This window comes from Streptomyces sp. NBC_00448, from assembly GCF_036014115.1.
GTDB lineage: Bacteria > Actinomycetota > Actinomycetes > Streptomycetales > Streptomycetaceae > Actinacidiphila.
Genome location: NZ_CP107913.1, coordinates 1,760,899 through 1,784,694, shown reverse-complemented (window position 1 = coordinate 1,784,694; position 23,796 = coordinate 1,760,899). Strand labels below are relative to the sequence as shown.

The following is a 23,796-nucleotide window of genomic DNA, read 5'->3' as shown; positions in this document are numbered from 1 at the left end:
TGGTGTGGCGGCGCCGGCGGTACCGCGCCGGGGTGCGCCGGGCACGGCGGATAGGGTGCCTTCGTGGCGTTGAAGAATATTCCGGACTCCGGGTTCGCGGAGGACGACGGGTCGGCGGACGTGGCGCTGGCCGAAGCACTCGCGGCCTACGCGGCGGGGCGGGCCTCGGACGCGGACGTGGTGGCGGCGCTGCACGGGGCACGGCTGCTCGTCCCGGTCGTGGCGGTGCTCGGCGAGGCGGAGACCGGACCCGACGGGCTGACCCGGGAGAAGAGCAGCGACATGGCGGTGCCGACCATCCAGGCGCCGGACGGGCGGCGCGCGCTGCCCGCCTTCACCTCGACCCGGTCGCTGGCGAGTTGGCGCGCGGACGCCCGCCCGGTGGCGGTGCCGCTGCACCAGGCCCTCCAGGCGCTCGCCCACGAGCAGGCGGACACGCTGCTGATCGACCTGGCCGGACCGGTGACGTACGAACTGACCGGTGCCGCGCTGCGCGCCGCCGCGGCCGGACCGGCCCGTACCGACCCGCTGACCGACCCCGAGGTGCGGTCCGCGCTGCGAGCCGCCGTCGCCGCCGAGCCGGGCATCGCCCGCGCCCACCTCACCCCCGGCGGCCCGGGCACCGACGGCACCTTGACCCTGGTGCTCGCCGAGGGCGCCGACGTGACGGCGGCCGCGAACCGGCTGGCCGGGGCGCTGGCCGGCGACGAGACGCTGCGTGCCGCACTGGTCCAGGGCCTGGACCTGGCCCTCCTCCCGCCGACGGCGAGCCTCCCGGGAGAGCCGCTCTTCACCCGCTGATCGCCTGCCGGGCGCCGCCGCTCCGCCGCGCCCGCGTTCCAGCCGGGCCCGTCCGCAGCCCCGCGCCCACCGCCCCCGCGCCGAGGCCCGGCGTCGGTCAGCCGCCAACCGGCCCCGAGCTGGGGCCCCGCGCCGCTCACCCGTCCGTTCCCCACACCGGACGGGCGCCGCATATGCCCCGAGATGTGCGATTCACCCGTTGTGCCGACAATGCAGAGGCAGGTTTGATCATTTCGAGGAGGCGCGATGGATCGGCCAACCTTCACCGCCGCGGACGTGATGAACTACCGCCCCACCGACACCCGCGCTGTCATCTGTGAATTCGTGGGCACGCTCGCGCTCGTCTTCTTCGCGGTCGGCGCCGCGGTGCTGTCCGGCTCGTACATCGGCACCCTCGGCATCGCGCTGGCCTTCGGTTTCGTGCTGCTGGCCATCGCCTACGCGATCGGACCCATCTCCGGCAGCCATGTCAACCCGGCGGTCACGCTCGGCATGCTGCTGGCCGGGCGGATCGAACTGCGCCGGGCGGTGGAGTACTGGGTCGCCCAGTTCGTCGGCGCGATCGTGGGCGCCGCACTCCTGCTGCTGGTCGCCGAGCAGGTGCCCGGCTTCAGGCGGTACGGCGCGTTCGGCACCAACGGCTACGGCACCCGCTCGGCGGTCGGCATCAACATCTTCGGCGCCTTCGTCGCCGAGGTGATCCTGACCTTCCTGCTGGTCTTCGTGGTGCTCGCGGTGACGCACAAGATCGCCGTGGTCGGCTTCGACGGCCTGCCGATCGGTCTCGCGCTGGCGGTGATCCACCTGGTCGGCATCCCGCTGACCGGTACCGGCGTCAACCCTGCCCGCAGCCTCGCCCCGGCGCTGTTCGCCGGCAGCCCCGCGCTCACCCAGGTGTGGCTCTTCCTGGTCGCCCCGCTGGTCGGCGCCGCGATCGCCGCGCTCGTGCACCAGACCACCCACCCGGCGATGGCCGCCGCCAAGGCCGCCCGCGCCGCCGCCGTCGAGGCGGAGAACGCCGCCCGCACCCAGGAGGGCGGGGCGGCGTAGAAGCGCGGCGGTCAGCCGTAGACCGGTCCGGTGAACTTCTCGCCCGGGCCCTGGCCGGGCTCGTCGGGCACCACCGACGCCTCGCGGAAGGCGAGCTGGAGCGACTTCAGCCCGTCCCGCAGCGGGGCGGCGTGGAAGGAGCTGATCTCGGTGGCGCTGGCGCTGACCAGCCCGGCGAGCGCCTGGATGAGCTTGCGGGCCTCGTCGAGGTCCTTGTGCTGCTCGCCCTCCTCGGCCAGCCCCAGGTTCACCGCGGCGGCGCTCATCAGATGGACCGCTACCGTGGTGATCACCTCCACCGCCGGGACGTCCGCGATGTCGCGGGTCAGGTCGTCGAAGTCGGGTGCCGCGGCGGGGGCCGAGGCGTGAGTGGGGGCCGGTGCGTCGCTCATGGCGGCCACGATATGCCCCGTCCGGCCGATTACTGCCTTGGGGTCCGCGCTGCTATGCTTGGTTAACGACCGGTCGGACATCATCGTGTCCGGCCACCAAGTGGAGGCTCCGATCTCCCACCTGTTCGGCCCGTCGGCCGACGGGTCCCCGGTCAGACGGCTTCGGTCGGCGTGTCGCGCGCCCGGCTCCCGCCGTCCGATGCGCCCCGCGGAATAACGCGGCGGTGCTCCCGGTTGTGAGGAGCCCGCCTGTGTGCCGTACGGGGCGTTTTTGACGTTCGGGCACGACGCACAGGGTAGTAGCAGAAGACGACCCAAAGCGCGGCTGTCGGCCAGTCAGTCGCGTCGTGCAACCGAGGAGGCCCCATCAGCGCCGAGCCCCGCATCAACGACCGGATTCGCGTTCCCGAGGTGCGACTTGTCGGTCCCAGTGGCGAGCAGGTAGGCATCGTGCCGCTTGCCAAGGCACTGGAGCTTGCGCAGGAGTATGACCTCGACCTGGTCGAGGTCGCGGCGAACGCCCGTCCGCCCGTGTGCAAGCTCATGGACTACGGGAAGTTCAAGTACGAGTCGGCCATGAAGGCCCGTGAGGCGCGCAAGAACCAGGCGCACACGGTCATCAAGGAGATGAAGCTCCGGCCGAAGATCGACCCGCACGACTATGACACCAAGAAGGGTCACGTCGTCCGGTTCCTCAAGCAGGGCGACAAGGTCAAGATCACGATCATGTTCCGTGGCCGTGAGCAGTCCCGCCCGGAGCTGGGCTACCGCCTGCTCCAGCGGCTCGCGGAGGACGTCCAGGACCTCGGGTTCATCGAGTCGAACCCGAAGCAGGACGGCCGCAACATGATCATGGTCCTCGGTCCGCACAAGAAGAAGACCGAGGCCATGGCCGAGGCCCGCGAGGCCCAGGCAGCCCGCAAGGCGGAGCGCCAGGGCGACGCCGGCCACGACGGTGACGACGGCGAGATCGCCGAGGCGGAGGAGCAGGTCGAGGCTCCGGCCGACGCCGGCTGACACCGCGGCTCGAGTAGTACCCCGCAAGCACCGCCCGCAGAAAGCGGGCGGCTTCGGGTGGTAATAGCAGGACTGACGCTCCCCGTACGCCCTTGACCGGGCGCCCGGGAGGGCCAGCGACGAGGAGACCACGGCGCCATGCCGAAGAACAAGACCCACAGTGGTGCGAGCAAGCGCTTCAAGATCACCGGTTCCGGCAAGGTGGTCCGTGAGCGCGCCGGCGTTCGCCACTACCTGGAGCACAAGCCGTCCAGCAAGACGCGCGCCCTGAGCGGCACCGTCGAGGTGGCCCCGGCCGACGCCAAGAAGATCAAGAAGCTTCTCGGCAAGTGACCAGCGCGCCCCCGAGCGGGGCGCGCGGTCCGATCCGGGACCCCCATCGCTTTCGGACCGCGTGACCAGTACCGCGGTCCCCTAGAAGGAGTTATCAAGTGGCACGCGTCAAGCGGGCAGTCAACGCCCAGAAGAAGCGCCGGGCGATTCTTGAGCAGGCCAGCGGCTACCGCGGTCAGCGTTCGCGCCTGTACCGCAAGGCCAAGGAGCAGGTCACCCACTCCCTGGTCTACAACTACAACGACCGCAAGAAGCGCAAGGGCGACTTCCGCCAGCTCTGGATTCAGCGGATCAACGCCGCGGCCCGTGCGAACGGCATCACCTACAACCGCTTCATCCAGGGTCTGAAGGCCGCCAACGTCGAGGTGGACCGCAAGATCCTCGCGGAGCTGGCCGTCACCGACGCGCCCGCGTTCGCCGCGCTCGTCGAGGTCGCCCAGAAGGCGCTGCCCTCCGACGTCAACGCGCCGAAGGCCGCGTGACGCTGCGCTGGGCTCAGCCGGTTTAACGGTGCTTTACGGGGTGCCCCGGTTCCTCTGGGGTGCCCCGTTCTGTCGGTTGAGGGACCACTCACCGGTCGGCATCCGGCAGCGAACGCGGGCCTCCACGGCGCAGGCCGAACCCCCGCACGACGACCGCACGACGACCGCACGACGAAGAGAAGGCCAAGCCCGTGACCAGCCCACCCGCGGATCTGACCTCGTTGCGCTCGGCGCGGGTGACCGCCGCGCGGAAGCTGGCCAAGCGGTCGTTCCGGGCGAAGGAGCGCCGGTTCCTGGCGGAGGGCCCGCAGGCGGTACGCGAAGCCGTCGCACACCAGGGTGGCCCGGAAGGGCGGACACTCGTCGAGTTGTACGTCACGCCGGAGGCGGAGGAGCGGCACGCCGAACTGATCGCGGCTGCCCGCGCGGCAGGGGCGTCCCTGCTGCGAGCCACACCGCAGGTGATCGCGGAGATGTCGGACACCGTCACCCCGCAGGGGCTGATCGGGGTCTGCCGGTTCCTGGACACGCCGTTCGAGCAGGTGCTGGCCGCGCGGCCGCGGCTGGTCGCGGTCCTGGCGCACGTCCGCGACCCCGGCAACGCCGGCACGGTGCTGCGCTGCGCCGACGCGGCAGGCGCGGACGCCGTGGTGCTCACCGACGCCTCCGTGGACCTGTACAACCCCAAGGCGGTACGGGCCTCCGCCGGCAGCCTCTTCCACCTGCCGGTCGCGGTGGGCGTGCCGGTGGAGACCGCCGTCGCGGGGCTGCGGGCCCAGGGCGTCCGGGTGCTGGCCGCCGACGGCGCGGGGGAGCACGACCTGGACGCGGAACTCGACGAGGGCCAGATGCTCGGCCCGACCGCCTGGGTGTTCGGCAACGAGGCGTGGGGACTTCCCGAGGAGACCAGGGCGCTCACCGACGCGGTGGTGCGGGTGCCGATCCACGGCCGGGCCGAGAGCCTGAACCTCGCGACGGCCGCCGCGGTGTGCCTGTACGCCTCCGCCCGGGCGCAGCGCTCGCCCGCGGGGTGCCGCAGCGTCACTTCAAGCTAGTAGGGTGGCCGCCCGGGGGCCCTGAGAGGGGGGTGGCGGGGTTGGACGTAATGCCGCAGAACGGCATGCGCGGTGTGCCGGCGGGATGGGCCGCCTCCGCACCCGCGCCCGGTCAGGAGCCGCCCGCGGTACCGGCGGCCGGATCGGCCACCGACCCGTACCAGCTGGGCATCGACCCCGACGACCTGCCCGACGGCCTGGTGGTCGCCGACGAACACGGCCGGGTGATCTGCTTCAACGCCGCGGCCGCCCGGATCACCGCGCTGCGTCCCGCCGACGTGCTCGGCCGCCCGATGGAGCAGGCGCTGCCGCTGGAGGACCTGGACGGGCGCCGCTGGTGGCAGCTCACCGACCCGTACGGGGGACTCGCCATCCGTGTCGCGCAGCCCGAGCGGAACCTGCTGCTGCCCGGCGGGCGCGAGGTGCTGGTCTCGGCGCGGTACGTCCGGCAGCGGCCGCGCGGGCCGGTGCGGCGGCTGGTGGTCACGCTGCGCGGCACCGAGGCGCGGCGCCGTACCGAGCGCTCGCACGCCGAGCTGATCGCGACCGTCGCCCACGAACTGCGCTCCCCGCTGACCTCGGTCAAGGGCTTCACCGCCACGCTGCTGGCGAAGTGGGAGCGGTTCACCGAGGACCAGAAGAAGCTGATGCTGGAGACCGTGGACGCCGACGCCAACCGGGTCACCCGGTTGATCGCCGAACTCCTCGACATCTCCCGGATCGACTCCGGCCGGCTGGAGCTGCGCCGCCAGCCGGTGGACATCGCCGCGGCCGTCCGGCACCACGTCGAGGCGCATGTCGCGGCCGGGCAGAGCGCCGAGCGGTTCGCGGTGCGGGTGCCCGGGCCGCTGCCGGCGCTGTGGGCCGACCCGGACAAGATCGACCAGATCCTGGGCAACCTGCTGGAAAACGCGGTGCGGCACGGTGACGGGACTGTCACCATCGAGGTGACCCGCGCCGCCGGCATCGGCGGCGACGACCGTACGACGGAGGGCACGGCAGTCACCGTGAGCGACGAAGGCCCCGGCATCCCCGAGGAGTCGATGGGCCGCGTCTTCACCCGCTTCTGGCGGGGGAGCAAGCGCGGCGGCACCGGCCTGGGGCTGTACATCGTCAAGGGCATCGTCGAGGCGCACGGCGGCACCATCCGCGTCGGGCGCGCGCCCGGCGGCGGCGCCGAGTTCCGATTTATCCTGCCCGTCGGGGCCCCCGCGTATCTGTCCTAGCCGCACCGGTGAGTCCACCGGCCCGGGCGGACCGCGGAGAAGCCGTCCCGACGGGCGCCACCGCCGGTAGCCGAGCGGAACCGCCATGGCCGATAGACTCGGCCTTTGGCATGGGTCCGGTCGGGCAGATCCTCCCCCGGAGGCACCGCCTCGGGGTCACCGCCAAGAGCATCCGAATTCGGAACGGGAAGAGATGTCGGCACCGAACAAGTCGTACGACCCAGTCGAGGTCGAGGCGTTGCAGCCGGAGCGGATCGAGCGGATGCGCGACGACGCGCTCGCCGCGATCGCGGCCGCCGCCGATCTGGACGCGCTCACCCACGTCAAGACCGCGCACGCCGGTGGCGGTTCGCCGCTCGCGCTGGCCAACCGCGAGATCGGCGCGCTGCCTCCGCAGGCCAAGGCCGAGGCGGGCAAGCGGGTCGGCCAGGCCCGCGGCCAGGTGAACAAGGCGCTCGCCGCCCGCCAGACCGAGCTGGAAGCCGAGCGCGACGCGCGGGTGCTGGTCGAGGAGGCGGTCGATGTCACGCTGCCCTACGGCCGGGTCCCGGCGGGCGCCCGCCACCCGCTGACCACCCTGGGCGACCGCATCGAGGACATCTTCGTGGCCATGGGCTACGAGGTCGCCGAGGGGCCCGAGGTCGAGTCCGAATGGCTCAACTTCGACGCGCTGAACTTCCCGCCGGACCACCCGGCCCGCGACGCCCAGGACACCTTCTTCGTGGCCGGCCCCGACGGCGCCGAGCCGTCCGGGATGGTGCTGCGCACCCACACCTCGCCGGTGCAGATCCGCGCCCTGCTGGCGCGCGAGCTGCCGGTGTACGTGATCGCGCCCGGCCGGGTCTACCGCTCCGACGAGCTGGACGCCACCCACACCCCGGTGTTCGCCCAGGTCGAGCTGCTGGCCGTCGACGAGGGCCTGACCATGGCGGACCTCAAGGGCACGCTGGACCACATGGTGGTCGCGCTCTTCGGCGAGGGGATGACGACCCGGCTGCGGCCGAACTTCTTCCCGTTCACCGAGCCGTCCGCCGAGATGGACATGCTCTGCTACGTCTGCCGCGGCGCGTCCGTCGGCAACCCCGACCGTCCCTGCCGCACCTGCTCCTCCGAGGGCTGGATCGAGCTGGGCGGCTGCGGCATGGTCAACCCCAAGGTGCTCATCGCCTGCGGTGTCGACCCCCAGAAGTACAGCGGCTTCGCGTTCGGCTTCGGCATCGAGCGGATGATGATGTTCCGCCACAACGTCGAGGACATGCGAGACATCGTCGAGGGTGACGTGCGTTTCACCCTTCCGTTCGGGATGGAGATCTGATGCGGGTCCCGCTTTCTTGGCTGCGGGAGTACGTCGACCTGCCGGCCGGCACCACCGGCCGCGACGTCCAGGCCAAGCTCATCTCCGCCGGTCTTGAGGTCGAGGCCGTCGAGCACGTGGGCGCCGGGCTGCAAGGGCCGCTGATCGTCGGCCAGGTGCTGACCATCGAGGAGCTGGAGGGCTTCAAGAAGCCGATCCGGTTCTGCACCGTGGACGTCGGCAAGGCTGGGGGCGCCTCCCAGGCCGACGGCTCTGGGGGAGGGTCCGGCGAGCCGCAGGAGATCGTCTGCGGCGCGCGGAACTTCGCGGTCGGCGACAAGGTCGTGGTGATCCTGCCCGGCGGGGTGCTGCCCGGCGACTTCCGGATCTCCGCCCGCAAGACGTACGGCAAGACCTCGCACGGCATGATCTGCTCGGCCCGCGAGCTCGGCATGGGCGACGACCACGACGGCATCGTGGTCCTCCCGCCCGAGCACGAGGTCGGCACCGACGCGATCGGCCTGCTCGAACTCGTCGACGACGTCCTGGACATCGCGGTCACCCCCGACCGCAGCTACTGCCTGTCGCTGCGCGGCGTGGCCCGCGAGGTCGCGACCGCGTTCGGGCTGCCGCTGAGTGACCCCGCGCTGATCGACGTGCCCGGCCCCAAGGAGGGCGGCTACCCGGTGCAGGTCTCCGACCCGGCCGGCTGCGACCGCTTCACCGCCCGCACCGTCACCGGCGTCAACCACGAGGCCCGCTCGCCGATCTGGCTCCAGCGCCGGCTGCAGAAGGTCGGCATGCGGCCGATCTCGCTCGCCGTGGACATCACCAACTACGTGATGTTCGAGGTCGGGCAGCCGCTGCACGCCTACGACCGGACCCGGCTGACCGGCCCGATCGGGGTGCGCCGCGCCGAGGCCGGCGAGAAGCTGACCACCCTCGACGGCGTCGAGCGGGTGCTGGACGCCGAGGACCTGGTGATCACCGACGCGACCGGGCCGATCGGCCTGGCCGGCGTGATGGGCGGCGCGCACACCGAGATCGCCGACTCCGGGGTCGACTCCGGCACCAGCGAGATCGTCATCGAGGCCGCGCACTTCGACCCGGTGTCGATCGCCCGCACCGCCCGCCGGCACAAGCTGAGCTCCGAGGCGGCCCGCCGCTTCGAGCGCGGCACCGACCCGCAGGCCACCGCCGCCGCCGCGCAGCGCGCGGTGGACCTGCTGGTGCTGCTCGCCGGCGGCGCCGCGGAGCCCGGCGTCACCGACGTCGCGGTGCCCTCCGAGCCGCGCACCGTCGCGATGCCCGCCGACCACCCGGACCGGGTGGCCGGCACCGCGTACGGCCGCGAGACCGTGGTGCGCCGCCTCCAGCAGGTCGGCTGCCACGTCACCGGCTCGGACGACCTGGTCGTCAGCGTGCCGAGCTGGCGGCCCGACCTCGCCTTCCCCAACGACCTCGCGGAAGAGGTCATCCGGCTGGAGGGCTACGAGAACCTGCCCTCCACCCTGCCCAAGGTGCCCTCGCAGCGCGGCCTGACCGACTCCCAGCTGCTGCGCCGCCGGATCGGCCGCGCGCTGGCCGGCATCGGGTACGTGGAAGCGCCGACCTACCCCTTCCTCGGCGCCGAGGTCTTCGACGCGCTCGGTCTCGACGCGGACGACCCGCGCCGCCGCACCGTCCGCCTCGCCAACCCGCTGTACGACAACGAGCCGGCGCTGCGCACCACCCTGCTGCCCGGGCTGCTCGGGGCGCTGCGCCGCAACGACGGGCGCGGCACCCACGACCTCGCGCTCTTCGAGACCGGCCTGGTCTTCCACCCCAAGGACGGCGCCGGCAGCCCGCCGCGGCTGCCGGTCGACCGCCGGCCCACCGCGGAGGAGATCGCCGCGCTGGAGGCCGCGCTGCCGGACCAGCCGCGGCACGTCGCCGTCGTGCTGGCCGGCGCCCGCGAGCCCGCCGGCTGGTGGGGCCCGGGGCACCCGGCCGGCTGGGCCGACGCGATCGAGGCGGCCCGTACGGTCGCCCGCGAGGCCGGGGTCGAGCTGATCCTGCGTCAGGACCGCCACGCGCCCTACCACCCCGGCCGGTGCGCCGCCCTCTACTCCGTCGCCCCCGACGGCACGGAGCTGCTCATCGGGCACGGCGGTGAACTCCACCCGCGCGTTACCAAGGCGCTCGGCGTGCCCGAGCGCACCTCGGCGATGGAGGTCGACCTCGACCTGATCGAGTTCGCCGGGGCCGGGCACCGCCCGGCGGGGCCGCGGGTGTCCACGTTCCCCGTCGCGACGCAGGACGTCGCGCTCGTCGTCGCGGCCGACGTGCCCGCCGCAGAGGTCGAGACGGCGCTCCGTGAGGGTGCCGGTGAACTCCTCGAGTCCCTACGGCTCTTCGACGTCTTCACCGGGTCGCAGATCGGGGAGGGGCGCAAGTCCCTGGCGTATGCGCTGCGCTTCCGTGCGCACGATCGGACGCTCACCGCGGAGGAGGCGTCCGCCGCGCGCGATGCGGCGGTCGCCCGCGCGGCAGAGCGCACCGATGCGGTGCTGCGGAGCTAGCGGGACCCTCCCGGGTGCCCCCGTCCTGTGGGGTCCCGGGACCACCCGCCGGTGGGGGGTTGCTCGCTCCGTCCTCCCCCCGAGCTTCGCCTGGGTGGTACCCCCACGCGCCCCTTCGGCTGTGCGCCGTTGGGGCGCGGTGCGTTCCCGGCCTCGGGCGGTGGTCTGCTGAGCGCACAGTTGCCCGCGCCCCTTGGTAGGTGACCCTCCTTTCGGGGGGAGCCACATAACTCCGGGGCGCGCGGGGCTACTTCCCCTGGCTTCGCCGGGGAACCTCACCCAGGCGGGGCTCCGGGGGAGAACGGAGCAAGCAGCCCACCACCGGCAGGTGGTCTCGGGGCCGGCGGAGCGGGGGAACTCGGGGGGTCAGGGGCGCCCTGGGTCGCGGAGGTATTGGAGGACTGCCAGGACTCGGCGGTTGTCGTCGGGGGCTGTCGGTAGATCCAGCTTCGTGAAGATGTTGTTGATGTGCTTGCTGACGGCGTTCTCGGTGATGACGAGGGCGGAGCCGATCCCGGCGTTGGAACGGCCCTGCGCCATCAGGGAAAGCACCTCGCGTTCACGGGGGGTGAGCCGGGTGAGGGGTTCGTGGCCGCCGAGGCGGGTGACCATCGCGGCCACCACCTTGGGGTCGAGCACCGTCGCTCCGCCGGCCACTTGTCGTACGGTCTGCACGAAGTCCGGGACGTTGCCCACCCGGTCCTTGAGGAGGTAGCCGATGGCGCCCTCGCCGGACTGCAGCAACTCGCGGGCGTAGAGCTGCTCGACGTACTGGCTCAGCACGACCACCGGCAGGCCGGGGCGCCGTTCACGCGCCTCCAGCGCCGCGACCAGCCCCTCGTTGGTGAAGCTCGGCGGCATCCGGACATCGACGATCGCGACGTCGACCTTCTCGCGGGCCAGGACCTCCGCCAGTGCCTCGGGATCGCCTACGGCTCCGGCGATCTCGAAGCCGTGGGCGCCCAGCAGCCGGGTCAGGCCGTCCCGGAGGAGGGCGAGGTCTTCGGCGATGACAACGCGCAAGGTACCTCCATCGCCACCCGGGTCGGGCCACCGGGCGGGCTGTCCACTGTGACGGTGCCGTCGAAGACTTCCAGCCGGCGGGCCACCCCGCTCAGCCCCGTGCCGGCGCCGGGTGCGGCGCCGCCGACCCCGTCGTCACCGACGACGACCGACAGGGTATCGGCGCGGTGGTCGAGTTGGACCCACGCGCCGGCGGCCCGGCTGTGCTTGACGACGTTGGCCAGGCATTCGTTGATCGCGAAGTAGACCGCCGACTCGACCGGCGCTTCGAGTCGCCCGGGTACGTCGGCGGTGACCTCCACCGGCAGTGCCAGGTCGAGCGCGACCGCCTCGACCGCGCCGACCAGGCCCCGGTCGGCGAGGACCGGGGGCTGGATGCCCTCCATGACGGTGCGCAATTCCTCCAGCGCGGTCAGGGTGGTGCCGCGGGCCTCGACGAGGAGTTCGGCCACGGCGTCCGGGTCGCGCGACAGCAACTCGCCGGCCAACCCCAGGTTCATCGCCAGCGACACCATCCGGGCCTGCGCCCCGTCGTGCAGGTCCCGCTCGATCCGCTTGAGTTCGGCCGCCTGCACGTCCAGCACGCCGCTGCGGGTACGGCGCAGCGCGGCGACCCGCTCGGTCAGTTCCCGCTCCCGCTCCCGGGCCAGCGGCAACCACCAGGCGTGCGCGAGCAGTGCCAGCGTCACCACCGGGATGGTGAACACCGGCCAGAAGAATCCGCGGCCGGACAGCGCCCACACGGTGACGTCGAGCGCGATGTACACGGCGCTCAGTGCGGCCTGCACCGTGAACGCCCGGCTGCGGCCCGGTGGCCGGTCCAGCGCCCACCGCAGCGCGCACTGCGTCACGAGGTTCAGCCCCAGGCCGAACCACACCCAGCGCGGCCAGAAGTAGTGCGACGGGCCCGCCATCCACACGATGGTGGGGGCGAGTCCGAGGGGCACGGAGGCCGCCGCCTGCCACCACAGCAGCGCACCCCAGCCGGGCCGGCGCCGCCGCTCGCCCGCCCGGAGCGCACCGGGGTCGGTGGTCACGACGCCACCGCTCCCCGCAGCACGGCGGTGGCCGGGACGCGGGTGGTACGGCGGGCCGACCCCAGCCCGGCGGCGAGCGTCAGAACGGCGACACCGGCCACCACGGCGACGTAGATCCCCGGTGAGGTGTCGGGCACTGCCTTGTCGGTCACGGCCAGACTGTAGGGCACGATCGACAGCAGCGCGGCGAGCGAGCCGAACAGCACCCCGGTGACCAGCGTCAGTACGGTCTCCGCACCGACCAGCCGGAGGATCTGCTGCGGTGTCGCTCCGGTCAGCCGCAGCTGTGCGAACTCTCGGTGCCGCGCGCTGGTGTCGGCCACGATCAGGTTCACCAGCATCACGGCGGCGAACACCGCGAGCATGCCGACCACCACGTAGTTGAGGGTCGCGGTGCTCTTGTCGTCGGCGTTCATCACCGGGTGCGCGGAATTCCAGATCGCCTGCATGTAGAGGGTGCCGACGGAGATCGCCGTGCACACCACGATCGGCATCATCGGGGTCGCTGCCCGCTGGAGCCGCCGGCGCACCCCCAGCACGCCGAGCTGGCCGCCGGCGCCCAGGGTTTCCAGCAGTGGCCCGAGCACGGCGACCGCCGCGCGCAGGATCACCGGTGCCAGCAGCGCGAAGCCGATCGAGGAGAGGATCGCGCCCTCGCCCGCGACGGACTGGCTCTGGAGCTGCTTGCCGTCGAGCACGGTCGCGGTCAGCACCGCGCAGTTCGCACCGGCCAGGACCAGCACCACTCCGGCGACCAGGCGGAACCGGCTGGTGCGGTGCCCGCCGCCGGCGGCGTCGAGCTGGGCGTCCCGCACCCGGCGGCGGGCCGTGCGGCGCGCGGTGATCCAGGCCGCGGCCAGCGCCGCCAGCAGGCAGCCGCCGGCACCGACCGCGAGCGCGGCCGTGCCGAAGCGGTAGCCGATGCCGTGGTGCACCTGGTCGGTGTCCTGGAGTATGCGCAGCAGTCCGTATCCGCCGCCGTATCCGAACGGGATCGCGAGCAGCGCGCCGGCCGCGCCGACCAGTGCCACCTCGCCCACCACCAGCCGCACCGCCTGTCCGGGCGTGGCGCCCAGGCTGCGCAGCAGCGCCAGTTCGGCGGCGCGCTGCCGGGAGGCGACCGCCAGGGTGGTGCCGACGGCGGAGGCCACCACGATCGCGCCCCAGCCGCCGACCACCATCGCCATGATCGTCAGTGTGGTCCGGTCGGTGCCGTGCACGCCCGGGCCGCCCGCGGTGTCGAGCATCGAGGCGAACGCCATAAGGATCGCCGCGCCGAGGAAGACGGAGAGGAAGCCCGCCAGGAAGCCGCTGCGCCGGTGTCGGACGGAGGCACGCGCCAGTCCGGTCGCCATCACGCCACCGCCTTCGGGGCGAGGCCGGTCACGCGGGTCCCCACGGTCGCGGCAGCGGAGTGGGGAGGGGTGCCGGTGGTCCGGCCGGCGGCGGCCGTCGCGGCCCGCGCGTCCAGGTGCGCCATCCGCCGGGCCACCTCGTCCGCGTCCGGGTTCGGCAGTTCGTCCACCAGCGCGCCGTCGGCGAGGAAGAGCACCCGGTCCGCGTACGACGCGGCGACCGGGTCGTGGGTGACCATGACCACGGTCTGCCCGAACTGCTGGACGCTCTCCCGCAGCAGCGCCAGCACCTGCCGCCCGCTCGCGGTGTCCAGGGCGCCGGTGGGCTCGTCGGCGAAGAGCACCGCCGGGCGGCTGACCAGGGCCCGGGCGATCGCGACGCGCTGCTGCTGGCCGCCGGACAGTTCGGCGGGCTGCCGGTCGGCGAGGTCGGCGATGCTCAGCCGCGCAAGGACCGCAGCCACTTCGCCGCGGCGCGCCCGTCGACCCGCCAGCCGCTGCGGCAGCATCACGTTCTGCGCCACCGTCAGGTACGGGATCAGGTTGTAGTGCTGGAACACGAAGCCTATCCGGGACCTGCGGAACCTGGTCAGTTCCGCCTCGCCGCCGCCGGGCAGTTCGTCGCCGGCCACCAGGACCCGGCCCTCGGTCGGCCGGTCCAGTCCGGCCGCGCACTGGAGCAGGGTGCTCTTGCCGGAGCCCGAGGGGCCCATCACCGAGGTGAAGGTGCCGCTTGCCAGGGTGAGCGAGACGCCGTCCAGAGCGGTGACGGGGTGACCCGCGCCTTCGTACACCTTCGTCACCGATGAGAGGCGCAGTGCCTCCCGGGTGGTTCCTCCTGTGCCCTGCGAGCTGGCGGTTTTCGACCCGACCCCGTTGCCGCGCATTGTTCCGACCTCTCCTCGAATCCGTTTTCCCGTCGAGTTCGACGCTACGGATTGCGGGGGCGCGGCAACATGAAGTCAGCATCCCGCTTTCGTACTACAGCTAACCCCACCCCCCGGGTGCCCCCGTCCTGTCCGTCCCGGGACCACCGGCCGGTGGGTGGTTGTTCGCGGCGTTCTCCCCCAAAGCTTCGCCTGGGTGGGGGTGCCCCCGGCGGAGCCAGGGGGAGTGCCCCCACGCGCCCCTGGGTTGGTGCGGCCATTCCGGGGCCGGCTGTGGTGGTTGCTCGTCGTTGTCGGGTGCGGGTGGGGCGTACGTATTTCGGGGCGCGAGGTATTGGTCTTCGGAGGTGGGTCCGGGTGGGTGGGTGTGGCAGCTGGGTGGAGTCGGGCGTTGTGGGGGGTACGTAAGAGGGCGAAATGCGCGAAGGTGGTGAATGGTGGCTCACGGAGGAGTGGAAACGTGGCGGATGAGGGCGCTGGGCGTGGGGGCGGGGATGCGGGTGAGGTGGAGCGGATGGCGCGGATCGAGCGGATGGAGGAGTTGGAGCGGGCGGAGTCCGAAGAGGCGCGGGCGGAGATGGATGAGGCCGCGCCGACGCGGTTGGCGGCTGAGGAGGGGGCGGAGGCGGAGGCCGACGGGTCGGCCGAGGGCGGGAGGGAACGCGGGGGGCCGGTGCTTCCGCTCGTTCCGACGGTCGTGGTGGACGATTTGCACGTGGTGTACCGCATCCACACCGCGGGATCGGGCCACAGCAACGCGGCCACGGCGCTGGCCCGTATGGTGCTGCGGCGCGGCTCGCCCAACATCCACTTGGTGCACGCGGTGCGCGGCGTGTCGTTCACCGCGTATCGGGGCGAGGCCATCGGCATCATCGGGTCGAACGGCTCCGGCAAGTCCACGCTGCTCAAGGCGATCGCCGGACTGCTGCCGGCCGAGCGCGGCCGGGTCTACACCGAGGGCCAGCCGTCGCTGCTGGGGGTGAACGCCGCGCTGATGAACGACCTGACCGGGGGTACCAACGTGGTCCTCGGCGGTCTGGCGATGGGCATGACCCAGGAGGAGGTCCAGGCCCGCTACCAGCAGATCGTCGACTTCTCCGGCATCAACGACAAGGGCGACTTCATCACGCTGCCGATGCGCACGTACTCCTCCGGCATGGCGGCCAGGCTGCGCTTCTCGATCGCCGCCGCCAAGAACCACGACGTGCTGATGATCGACGAGGCACTGGCCACCGGCGACCGCGCGTTCCAGAAGCGCTCGGAGGAACGCATCCGGGAACTGCGCGAGGAGGCCGGCACCGTCTTCCTCGTGTCGCACAACAACAAGTCCATCCGTGACACCTGCGACCGGGTGCTGTGGATCGAGAAGGGCGAACTCCTCATGGACGGACCCACGGACGAGGTCGTGGACGCGTACGAGAGGAGCTGACCGGTGAAGGGAAAGGGAGCCGGCCGGGGATGAGCGGGAAGGCGGCTCAGTCCTGGAGCAGGCCGGCGAGTTCGGTCAGCGAGTCGACCCGGAAGTCCGCCGCCGCGACCACCCGCGGGTCGTCCGCCCACAGGTGCCCCCACGGGCCGCGCCTCAAGTGCGCGGTGCGCAGGCCCGCTTCCTTGGCCGGGTGGATGTCGTTGGCCGGGTGGTCGCCGACGTAGAGGGTCTCGGCGGCCGGTGTGCGGGTGGTCTCCAGCAGGCGGACGAAGAACGCCGGGTCGGGCTTGGCCACGCCCCACTCGCCCGACGTCGCGACGCCGTCCGCCGGCAGGTCGAGGTCGCGGAGCAACTGCCCTGCCCTGGCGGTCTGGTTGCCCGCCACCACCACCCGGACGCCGGCCTGCCGCAGCGCGGCGAGCGAGGGCCGTACGTCCGGGTAGAGGTCCGTCTCGTCGAGGTGTTCGCCCCGCCCGGCGGCTTCGCGGGCCGCGTAGGCGGCGTCCATGTCCAGGCCGGGTCGCAACAGCCTTATGGCGTCCGCGTTGTCGTCGCCGCGTGACACCACCGCTCCCACCAGCGCGGAGACGGTGTGCCGGGGCACGCCGAGCCAGTCGGCCCACCCGGCCCAGAAACGGCTGTCGGACACGAGGGTTTCGCCGATGTCGAGGGCGACGGCTTTGATCACGTTGCCACATTAGGCGCATACGGTCGGTAGTCACGCAAGACCGCGCCGCCCGCGCGCCCGGGACCGGGGGAGTGCACGCAGCCACGTCACAGCCGTATCGGTCACGCCGTGCCGGTCACGCCTTGGCGGCCGGCGGGCGCGAGGCGTTCCAGGTGTCGAGCCGCTGCCGGTAGGCCGCTTCGACGACGGGATAGGGGCAGGTGCCGAGGAAGAGCCGGAGCGGCGGTTCGCCGGTGTCGACGAGTTCGAGGGTGACGTCGGCGCTCGCCCCGATGTACGAGCCCGGGCGCAACCTGGTCCGCGACGTGTGCCTCGCCCGCGAGATCCGCCGGCTGTTCCCGAAGTGGCCGGAGGTCGCCGCGCAGACCGCCGCCGCACTGCGCGCGGAGGGCGACCCGCGCGACCCCGAAACCGCCCGGCTCGTCGACGAGTTGACGGCGGACGCCGACTTCCGGCGGCTGTGGGCGCGGCACGAGGTCCGCCCGTCGCGCGACGAGCTCAAACGGTTCGCGCATCCGGTGGCCGGGGAGTTGGCGGTACGGCGGCAGGCGCTCACGGTCGCGGGCGCCGAGGGGCAGGTGGTCATCGTCCACCAGACGGCCCCGGGCAGCCCGTCCGCAGACGCCCTCAAGCGGCTGAGCGGCGCGGCGGGCACTCGCTGAGCGGCGGAGCGGGCGCCGAATAATCGGGCTGGCGTGCTATGGGTGAATCCCCGCCGATCTTCCTGTGCCCGGGCCCCGGGGTGGGCACTCTGCTGAGTGCCGAACCGATCGCGGTCGGGCCCTGCCGGGCCGGTCCGCGGCGGGGGGAGTGTGCGCGGACAGCGGGGGGCACATGTGACGGTCGACGAACGAGACGGTGCGGCCCCGATTCCGGCCCCAGTTCCGGCCCCGGACTCAGCCTCAGCCCCGGTCGCCGCGCCGCCGGCGGACCCGGCCGCCTCCGCGCTCCCGGCGCAGGCCCGTCCGCATCCGTCCCGCCCGCCCGACTCTCCCCGTCCCCCCGGCGCGGGGCGGCCGAGGGCCGTACCGCGGCACGTCGCCTGCGTGATGGACGGCAACGGCCGATGGGCCGAACAGCGGTCCCTGCCAAGGACGTCGGGCCACCGGGCGGCCGAGACGCCGGTGATCGAGGTCATCGAGGCGGCGCGGTCGGCCGGGGTGAAGTGGCTGAGCCTGTACGCGTTCTCCACGGAGAACTGGCGCCGCCCGAGCAGCGAGGTCGACTTCCTCATGCGGCTGGTGCGCCGGGTCGTGCGCAAGCACGCCGCGCTCCTGCACGCGCGCGGCATCCGCTGCCGGTTCCTGGGCGTCACGGACCCGAGGATTCCGGCGCCACTGGCCCGCGACTTCGCCGACCTGATGACGCTGACCGCGCCGAACCGGGGCATGACGCTGACCGTGGCGTTCGACCACGGCGGCCGCCGGGACATCGTCGAGGCGGCGCGCTCCCTCATCCGCAGCGCGACCCCGGCCGAGGACGTCGACGAGCGGCACTTCGCCGCCCATCTGCCGTTCCCCGACACCCCGGACGTGGACCTCGTGATCCGTACGTCCGGCGAGCAGCGCATCTCCAACTTCATGCTCTGGCAGGTCGCCTACGCCGAGTGGATCTTCCCGCCGGTGCTCTGGCCCGACTTCCGCGCGCCGCACTTCCTGGAGTGCGTACGCGCCTACCAGCACCGCGATCGCCGCTTCGGCGGCGTGACCCCGCACCCGAACGGAGAGACCCACCTGTGACGGACGTTGGCAGCAGCAGCGGCGCGAGGCGCACCGGCCCCAGGAGCGGCGGCCCGACGAACACCGGTCCGGGCGGCGCCCCTTCGGCGCCCCGACCCGAAGTCCCTGCGGACGAGTCCCTGTTCGGCCCCGACTCGCAGTTCCACCGGTTCTTCGACGACCCGCGCTGGGCGCTGGCCGTGGTCAGGGCCACCGTGCTGGAGGCAGCCCACCCGCAGGTGGGTGCCGCCCTGATCGACAACTCGACGTTCGTCGCCCATCCGTGGCGGCGGCTGCGCAACACCCTCGTCAGCCTGCAGCGGATGTTCGGCCCCGACGAGCACATCCGGCAGCGGGAGGCCGCGCGCCTCAACCGCCTGCACGCCAGGCTGTCCGGCACCGACGCCCAGAACCGCGCCTACGACGCCATGGACCCCGAGGTCCGCGCCTGGGTGGTCGCCACGCTCTTCGAGAGCTCGGTCACCATGTGCCGGCTGAGCGGACAGCCGCTCGACCAGGCCACGATGGCGCGGCTGTACGCCGAATTCCTCGCGTACCTGGCCGCGTTGGGTGACACGGGCGGTCATCTGCCGCCCACCCTGCCGGAGTTCTGGCGGTACTACGACCGCGTGGTCGAGGAGGAGCTGGAGAGCACGGACGCGGTGCGCGTCATCCTCTACAAGCTCTTCGACCACCTTCCGGCGCCGCCCCTGCTGGACGCGCTGCCCACCGTGTGGGCCGCGGGCCGCGCGCTCGCCGGACCGGTGATCGGCACGATCACCGTGGCGTCCCTGCCGGAGCCGTTCCGCCGCCGGGCCGGGCTGCCCGAGACGCCGGGCGCCCAGACGCTGATGCAGGGTGCGTACATGGCGGCCGGCCTGGCCCGTTTCCTGCCCGAGGGCTGGGTGCGGACCGAGAGCGTCACCAACCTCCTCTACCTCACCCCGGACAGCGACGACCCCCAGGCGGCGACGCTCAACGCGCTGCGCGACCAGGTGAAGCGGGCCGGAGCGCTGTTCCGGCTGGTCGTGCCGCTGCCCGGGCCGCGCGGCCACGAGCACGACGAGGACCTCGGTCCCGCACGGGGAAGCGAGCAGGACCGGGACCGGGAGCGCGGTCCCGTACGGGGGGAGGCCGGGACCAGGAGCGCCGCCGAGTTCTTCACCGAGGTGCTGGACCAGACCGGCGACGGCTATCTGGACTGGCCCGATCTCGCCGCGATGGCACGGGAGTTGTCCTCCCGGCTCGATCTGGACGAGCCGGAGGAGACCCGGCTCTACAACGCCTTCGCCGCCTGGTGGAAGGAACTCCAGTCCGACCTCGACATCGACGGCGACGGCCGGATCAGCGCGGAGGAGTACGCCGCCGCGGTGCCGTCCCTCGCCGGGCCCGCGCTGATCCGTGTCGCCGAGGTGCTCTTCGACGTCACCGACGCGGACGGCAACCAGGTCATCGACGCGGAGGAGTACCGGGCGCTGTTCCGTACCGGATTCCGCCGCACCATGACGGACGGTGAAGTCCGGTACTCCCGAAGCGCGTTCGTGCAGGATTTCCTCTCCTTCATGGCGGGCCGGGCCCGCTCCACCGCCTACGACCCGCTCCTCAGCGAGGCGTAGGGCACAGGCCGGGGAGCGGAACAGGGACCGGGTAGGGACCGGTACAAGGAACAGGGCAGGGACAGGAAACTCCCCGGCCCGCGGCGGGTCTGCCGTTCGTTGGAAGGTCCCGCCCGCGGCGGATCTGCGGCTCGTTGCAACCACGGCTACCCGTGTGTCGTCTGGCAGAGTGAAGATCATCCTCACTCGCCACAGCCGACACACCCGTACCGACAACGCAAGCGGAGTCCCGTCGTGCCTTCTCGATCCACCGGTGCCAAGCGCCGCTCCCTCGTCGTGGCGGCCGCCGCGGTTGCCCTCGCCTCGACCGTGTTCGCGTCGGGCTCGGCGGGCGCCGCCCCGGCGACCGCCCTGCCCGCGCCCGACTACACGGGCCTGCAACAGGCGTTGCAGAACGTCGTCACCGCCGGCGCGCCCGGCGCGTTCGCGCTCGTGAGCGACCGCGGGGGAGCCGGCGGCACGGCCAGTGCCGGGACCGGCGACCTCGCCGCCCAGACGCCGGTCGACCCCGCGGGGGAGTTCCGTATCGGCAGCATCACCAAGAACTTCGACGCCGTGCTCACCCTGCAACTCGTTGCCGCGCACCAGGTCGACCTCGACGCCCCCGCCGCCGGATACCTGCCCAGCGGGGTGCTGCCGGCCGACTCGCCGATCACGGTGCGCGAACTGCTCGACCACACCAGCGGGTTGTACGACTACACCAACGACCTGCCGGGCATTCTCGTGGGCGACACCGTCACCGGCTTCCAGCAGTTCCGCGACGAGACCTTCGACCCGGCCGACCAGGTCGCGGACGCGCTCACCCACGGGCTGCAGTTCACCCCCGGCACCCAGTACCAGTACTCCAACACGAACTTCGTGGTGCTCGGCCTGCTGATCGAGCACGTCACCGGCAAGCCCTTCGCCGAGAACCTCCAGCAGCGCGTGCTGCGGCCGGCCGGTATGACCGACACGCGGTACGTCGTGCCCGCAACGGGCCTCGGCGGCCCGCACGCCACCGGCTACCTCACCCAGGACGACCGCTCCAAGCCGCTCTTCGACGCGACCGAGCAGACCGCGTCGTGGATCGGGACCGCCGGCGCCGCCATCTCCGACACCGCGGACCTCAACAAGTACTGGCGGGCGCTGACCGGCGGCACCCTGCTGCCCGCGACGCAGCTCGCGCAGATGGAGACCATGCACCCGGAGAACACCGCCGGGACCTCGTCGTACGGCCTCGGCATGCGCGAGTACACCCTGTCCTGCGGCACCCAGGTGTACGGCCACGACGGCATCGTGCAGGGCTACCAGACCTACTCCTACACCACGGTCGACGGTGCGCGGCAGGTCACCATCTCGGCGAACGCGTCCAACAACTCGACGGTCTTCGCCGCCGAACGGGCCGCCCTGGACCCGGTGTTCTGCGGCACTCCGGCGAACTCCGCGGCGACGCGGCAGGCGTCCGCGGACTCCGCGCACGTCGCCCAGGAGGAGACCACCGGTGTCGCGCCGGAGGCGATCCGCGAGTAGCGCCGCTTCCGCAGGCCGAGCAGGCGTATCCCCGCACGTGAAGCGGCGGGAGCCGCCACGCGTCACCGTCCGCCCCGCCGGGTTCGCCCGAGCGGGGCGGTCGCGCGTCCGAGGGGCGAGCGGGACGGCGGAACATCCGTGCGCGGCCGGTGACTTGGGCGGCTGGGGACCCGCATGTCGCGGGTTGCCGCAGGGGGTTGACGGTCTGACACGGGCGCCCCTAGGGTCACCGGTACACATAAGACATCAGATGTCGGTTGTCCTATCCGGTGGGCCAAAGGGTGTCCCCGATGCCGCCGGCCCCGCCCCGCCTTTCGCCCGGCGCGCCGTCCCGAGGGAGCCCCCCATGAGCCGTTCCGACGCAAGCGCCCCGTCCCGCCGCCGGGCCCTGACCGGGCTCGGCCTGGCCGCGGGCGCGGCACTGACCACCACGCTGGCCGCCACCTCCGCCCCGGCCGCCACGCCGACCGGGGCGCTCCCCGTGCTGCAACCCGGCGACGACTGGGCGGCGGTCCTCGCCGCGACCCCGCAGATCCAGCTCCTGCCCGGCGCGACCTACACCCTCGCCGCCGCCGTCGCACTCCCCGACGGTTGCCACATCCAGGGCAACGGCGCCACGGTCACGGTCGCCGACGACACCACCGGCGCGCTCACCGCCACCGGCAGGAGCACGATCACCGTCACCGGCGTGCGCTTCCTCGGCCGCGCCGGCAACCCCCTCGACACCGCGCCGTCCTTCCACCACGTCGCCGTCGCGCTGACCCGCAGCACCGACATACGCATCAGCGACTGCGACTTCACCAACTGGCGCGGCGCCGGCGTCACCGTCGACGGGTCCAGCGCCGACGACTACTTCGCCTACCGGGTCAAGCTCACCGGCAACGCCTTCCTCAACTGCTACTTCGGCGTGTCCGCGGCCGACCGCAGCGAGTACTCCCAGCTGACCGCGAACAGCTTTGCCTACTGCCGGCTGGCCATCTGGAACTCCTCCGGCAACTGGACCATCCACGGCAACAGCGTCGTCGGCTGCCACGGCGCCTACTACTCCTTCGCCCGGACCAGCCCCTACGGCGCCCTGACCTCCGACAACTGGGCGCACGGCAGCCTGACCGGCAACACCTTCAACCACTCCAACGGCGGTGCCGGGGAACTGTGGAACGCCGGCACCGCCTTCCCGATCGGCGGCACCAGCCAGGACCCCGGCAGCGGCGTCGTCGTCAGCGGCGTGCTGCCGCCCACCTTCACCGGCAACACCCTCTGGTACACCGACGTCTCCGCCACCGACCTCGCCGGCACCCGCTGGCTGCTGTCCGGCAACACCTTCTCCAACCTCACGATCACCTGCACCGGCACCACCCCCGTCGCGCTCGCCGGCACCCAGTCCAACGGCGCCGCCAACGCCCCCACCCTGACCGGCAACGTCAAGGACCTCTTCGCCGCCCTCTACTGACGGCGCCGCACTTTACTGACGCGGCGAAGAGGCCCGCTCACCACGGCTGGGCTTTGAGGTGCGCGGCCGGTACGTGACGGCGTGCCCCGATCGGTCACGGATAGGGCGATGAGTTTTCCCGGCCGGAGGAGTCTCATCACCGAGACACCCACCAAAGCAGGAGGAAACCCATGGCCCAGTTGCTTCGCGTGCAGAACTTCACCGTCTCCGCCGACGGGGTCGCCGCCGGGGAGGACCAGACCCTGGAGCGGCCGTTCGGCCATGTCGATCCCGGGAAGATGTTCTCCTGGGCCGGCGCCACGGCGAGCTGGCCGATGCGCACCGACTCCGGGGGCAGCCGCGGGCTGGACGACTACCTCACCCGGGACTTCAGCCACAACATCGGCGCCGAGATCATGGGCCGTAACAAGTTCGGGCCCCAGCGCGGGCCCTGGCAGGACCACGAGTGGCAGGGCTGGTGGGGCGACGAACCCCCGTTCCACACCCCGGTGTTCGTCATGACCCACCACGAGCGTCCCTCGTTCACCCTCTCCGACACCACGTTCCACTTCGTCGACGCCGACCCGGCCACGGTCCTCGCGCGGGCCCGCGAGGCGGCGGGGGACAGGGACGTCCGGCTCGGCGGCGGGGTCACCACCATCCGGGAGTTCCTCGACGCCGACCTCGTCGACACCCTGCACGTCGCCGTCTCGCCGGTGAAGTTCGGGACCGGGCTGCGCCTCTGGGAGTCGCCCGACGAACTCCTCGACCGCTTCCACCTGGACGTCGTCCCCAGCCCGAGCGGGGTGACGCACCATCTCTTCTGGCACAAGTAGGCCCGTGGAGAGGCGCCCGTCGGGGCACGCGTCGAGGGCGCCCCGAGGAGCGACCCGA

Annotated in this window: 22 protein-coding genes and 1 pseudogene; 16 read left to right on the top strand and 7 right to left on the bottom strand. The window is 72.6% G+C overall.

Annotated features, from left to right (window positions below):
* The first annotated feature begins 63 nt into the window (after positions 1-63).
* Positions 64-801: an SseB family protein gene (locus OG370_RS07505; protein ID WP_328461871.1), complete on the top strand. Its 738-nt coding sequence runs from the start codon at positions 64-66 to the stop codon at positions 799-801.
* A gap of 246 nt (positions 802-1,047) precedes the next feature.
* Complete coding sequence (locus OG370_RS07500; protein WP_443060627.1) at positions 1,048-1,851, top strand: MIP family channel protein; 804 nt, start codon at positions 1,048-1,050, stop codon at positions 1,849-1,851.
* Between the two features lie 11 nt (positions 1,852-1,862).
* Here the strand turns inward: OG370_RS07500 and OG370_RS07495 are convergent, their stop codons facing one another.
* Complete coding sequence (locus OG370_RS07495; protein ID WP_328461869.1) at positions 1,863-2,243, bottom strand: DUF1844 domain-containing protein; 381 nt, start codon at positions 2,241-2,243, stop codon at positions 1,863-1,865.
* A gap of 366 nt (positions 2,244-2,609) precedes the next feature.
* Between OG370_RS07495 and infC the strand changes: the two genes are divergently transcribed.
* The 7 genes from infC to pheT all read left to right on the top strand — a co-directional run bounded on the left by infC (position 2,610) and on the right by pheT (position 10,211).
* Positions 2,610-3,260 carry a translation initiation factor IF-3 gene (gene infC, locus OG370_RS07490; protein ID WP_328473869.1) on the top strand — a complete coding sequence of 217 codons (651 nt, stop codon included), beginning with the start codon at positions 2,610-2,612 and terminating at the stop codon, positions 3,258-3,260.
* A gap of 138 nt (positions 3,261-3,398) precedes the next feature.
* Entirely contained in the window at positions 3,399-3,593 is a 195-nt protein-coding gene (gene rpmI / locus OG370_RS07485; protein WP_328461867.1) for a 50S ribosomal protein L35, read from the top strand.
* Between the two features lie 98 nt (positions 3,594-3,691).
* Positions 3,692-4,075, top strand: coding sequence for a 50S ribosomal protein L20 (gene rplT, locus OG370_RS07480; protein WP_103886373.1), 384 nt, complete (start codon positions 3,692-3,694; stop codon positions 4,073-4,075).
* A 191-nt stretch (positions 4,076-4,266) separates the two neighbouring features.
* Complete coding sequence (locus OG370_RS07475) at positions 4,267-5,130, top strand: TrmH family RNA methyltransferase (RefSeq protein WP_328461862.1); 864 nt, start codon at positions 4,267-4,269, stop codon at positions 5,128-5,130.
* Positions 5,131-5,180: 50 nt separating this feature from the next.
* Positions 5,181-6,356, top strand: a complete 1,176-nt coding sequence (locus OG370_RS07470; RefSeq protein ID WP_328461860.1) for a sensor histidine kinase — start codon at positions 5,181-5,183, stop codon at positions 6,354-6,356.
* Between the two features lie 193 nt (positions 6,357-6,549).
* Positions 6,550-7,671 (top strand): phenylalanine--tRNA ligase subunit alpha, encoded by a 1,122-nt coding sequence (gene pheS, locus OG370_RS07465; protein ID WP_328461858.1) that lies wholly within the window; start codon positions 6,550-6,552, stop codon positions 7,669-7,671.
* A complete protein-coding gene (gene pheT / locus OG370_RS07460) occupies positions 7,671-10,211 on the top strand; it encodes a phenylalanine--tRNA ligase subunit beta (protein WP_328461856.1) in 2,541 nt (846 codons plus the stop codon). Before pheS ends, pheT begins: the two co-directional genes overlap by 1 nt.
* Before the next feature lie 366 nt (positions 10,212-10,577).
* On the opposite strand, the gene OG370_RS07455 is transcribed toward pheT, so the two are convergent.
* Genes OG370_RS07455 through OG370_RS07440 form a run of 4 tightly spaced genes read right to left on the bottom strand, consistent with a single transcriptional unit; the run spans position 10,578 to position 14,513 of the window.
* Complete coding sequence (locus OG370_RS07455) at positions 10,578-11,234, bottom strand: response regulator transcription factor (protein WP_328461854.1); 657 nt, start codon at positions 11,232-11,234, stop codon at positions 10,578-10,580.
* A complete protein-coding gene (locus OG370_RS07450) occupies positions 11,186-12,271 on the bottom strand; it encodes a sensor histidine kinase (protein ID WP_328461852.1) in 1,086 nt (361 codons plus the stop codon). Before OG370_RS07450 ends, OG370_RS07455 begins: the two co-directional genes overlap by 49 nt.
* Positions 12,268-13,626, bottom strand: coding sequence for an FtsX-like permease family protein (locus OG370_RS07445; protein WP_328461850.1), 1,359 nt, complete (start codon positions 13,624-13,626; stop codon positions 12,268-12,270). The genes OG370_RS07450 and OG370_RS07445 overlap by 4 nt, the downstream gene beginning before the upstream one ends.
* Positions 13,626-14,513 (bottom strand): ABC transporter ATP-binding protein, encoded by an 888-nt coding sequence (locus OG370_RS07440; protein ID WP_328461848.1) that lies wholly within the window; start codon positions 14,511-14,513, stop codon positions 13,626-13,628. The genes OG370_RS07445 and OG370_RS07440 overlap by 1 nt, the downstream gene beginning before the upstream one ends.
* Positions 14,514-15,090: 577 nt before the next feature.
* Here OG370_RS07440 and OG370_RS07435 point away from each other — a divergent pair.
* The gene (locus tag OG370_RS07435; protein WP_443060851.1) at positions 15,091-15,942 is read left to right on the top strand and encodes an ABC transporter ATP-binding protein; all 852 of its coding nucleotides are present in this window, start codon (positions 15,091-15,093) and stop codon (positions 15,940-15,942) included.
* A 46-nt stretch (positions 15,943-15,988) separates the two neighbouring features.
* Here OG370_RS07435 and OG370_RS07430 read toward each other — a convergent pair whose 3' ends face one another.
* A complete protein-coding gene (locus OG370_RS07430; RefSeq protein ID WP_328461845.1) occupies positions 15,989-16,630 on the bottom strand; it encodes an HAD family hydrolase in 642 nt (213 codons plus the stop codon).
* Positions 16,631-16,745: 115 nt separating this feature from the next.
* Complete coding sequence (locus tag OG370_RS07425; RefSeq protein ID WP_328461844.1) at positions 16,746-16,922, bottom strand: hypothetical protein; 177 nt, start codon at positions 16,920-16,922, stop codon at positions 16,746-16,748.
* On the opposite strand from OG370_RS07425, the gene OG370_RS07420 reads away from it, so the two are divergent.
* The 6 genes and pseudogenes from OG370_RS07420 (at position 16,903) to OG370_RS07395 (ending at position 23,738) form a co-directional block, all read left to right on the top strand.
* On the top strand, positions 16,903-17,292 hold the full coding sequence (locus tag OG370_RS07420) for an MmyB family transcriptional regulator (RefSeq protein WP_328461843.1): 390 nt from the start codon (positions 16,903-16,905) through the stop codon (positions 17,290-17,292). The two genes, OG370_RS07425 and OG370_RS07420, sit on opposite strands and share 20 nt — an antisense overlap.
* 357 nt (positions 17,293-17,649) lie before the next feature.
* A pseudogene (gene uppS, locus OG370_RS07415) lies at positions 17,650-18,369 on the top strand (polyprenyl diphosphate synthase); the annotation flags it as partial.
* A 119-nt stretch (positions 18,370-18,488) separates the two neighbouring features.
* Entirely contained in the window at positions 18,489-19,964 is a 1,476-nt protein-coding gene (locus tag OG370_RS07410; protein ID WP_328473867.1) for an oxygenase MpaB family protein, read from the top strand.
* A 234-nt stretch (positions 19,965-20,198) separates the two neighbouring features.
* On the top strand, positions 20,199-21,473 hold the full coding sequence (locus OG370_RS07405; RefSeq protein ID WP_328461842.1) for a serine hydrolase domain-containing protein: 1,275 nt from the start codon (positions 20,199-20,201) through the stop codon (positions 21,471-21,473).
* Positions 21,474-21,819: 346 nt separating this feature from the next.
* Entirely contained in the window at positions 21,820-22,923 is a 1,104-nt protein-coding gene (locus OG370_RS07400) for a right-handed parallel beta-helix repeat-containing protein (protein WP_328461840.1), read from the top strand.
* Between the two features lie 170 nt (positions 22,924-23,093).
* Positions 23,094-23,738 carry a dihydrofolate reductase family protein gene (locus OG370_RS07395; RefSeq protein WP_328461838.1) on the top strand — a complete coding sequence of 215 codons (645 nt, stop codon included), beginning with the start codon at positions 23,094-23,096 and terminating at the stop codon, positions 23,736-23,738.
* The last annotated feature ends 58 nt before the right edge of the window (positions 23,739-23,796 follow it).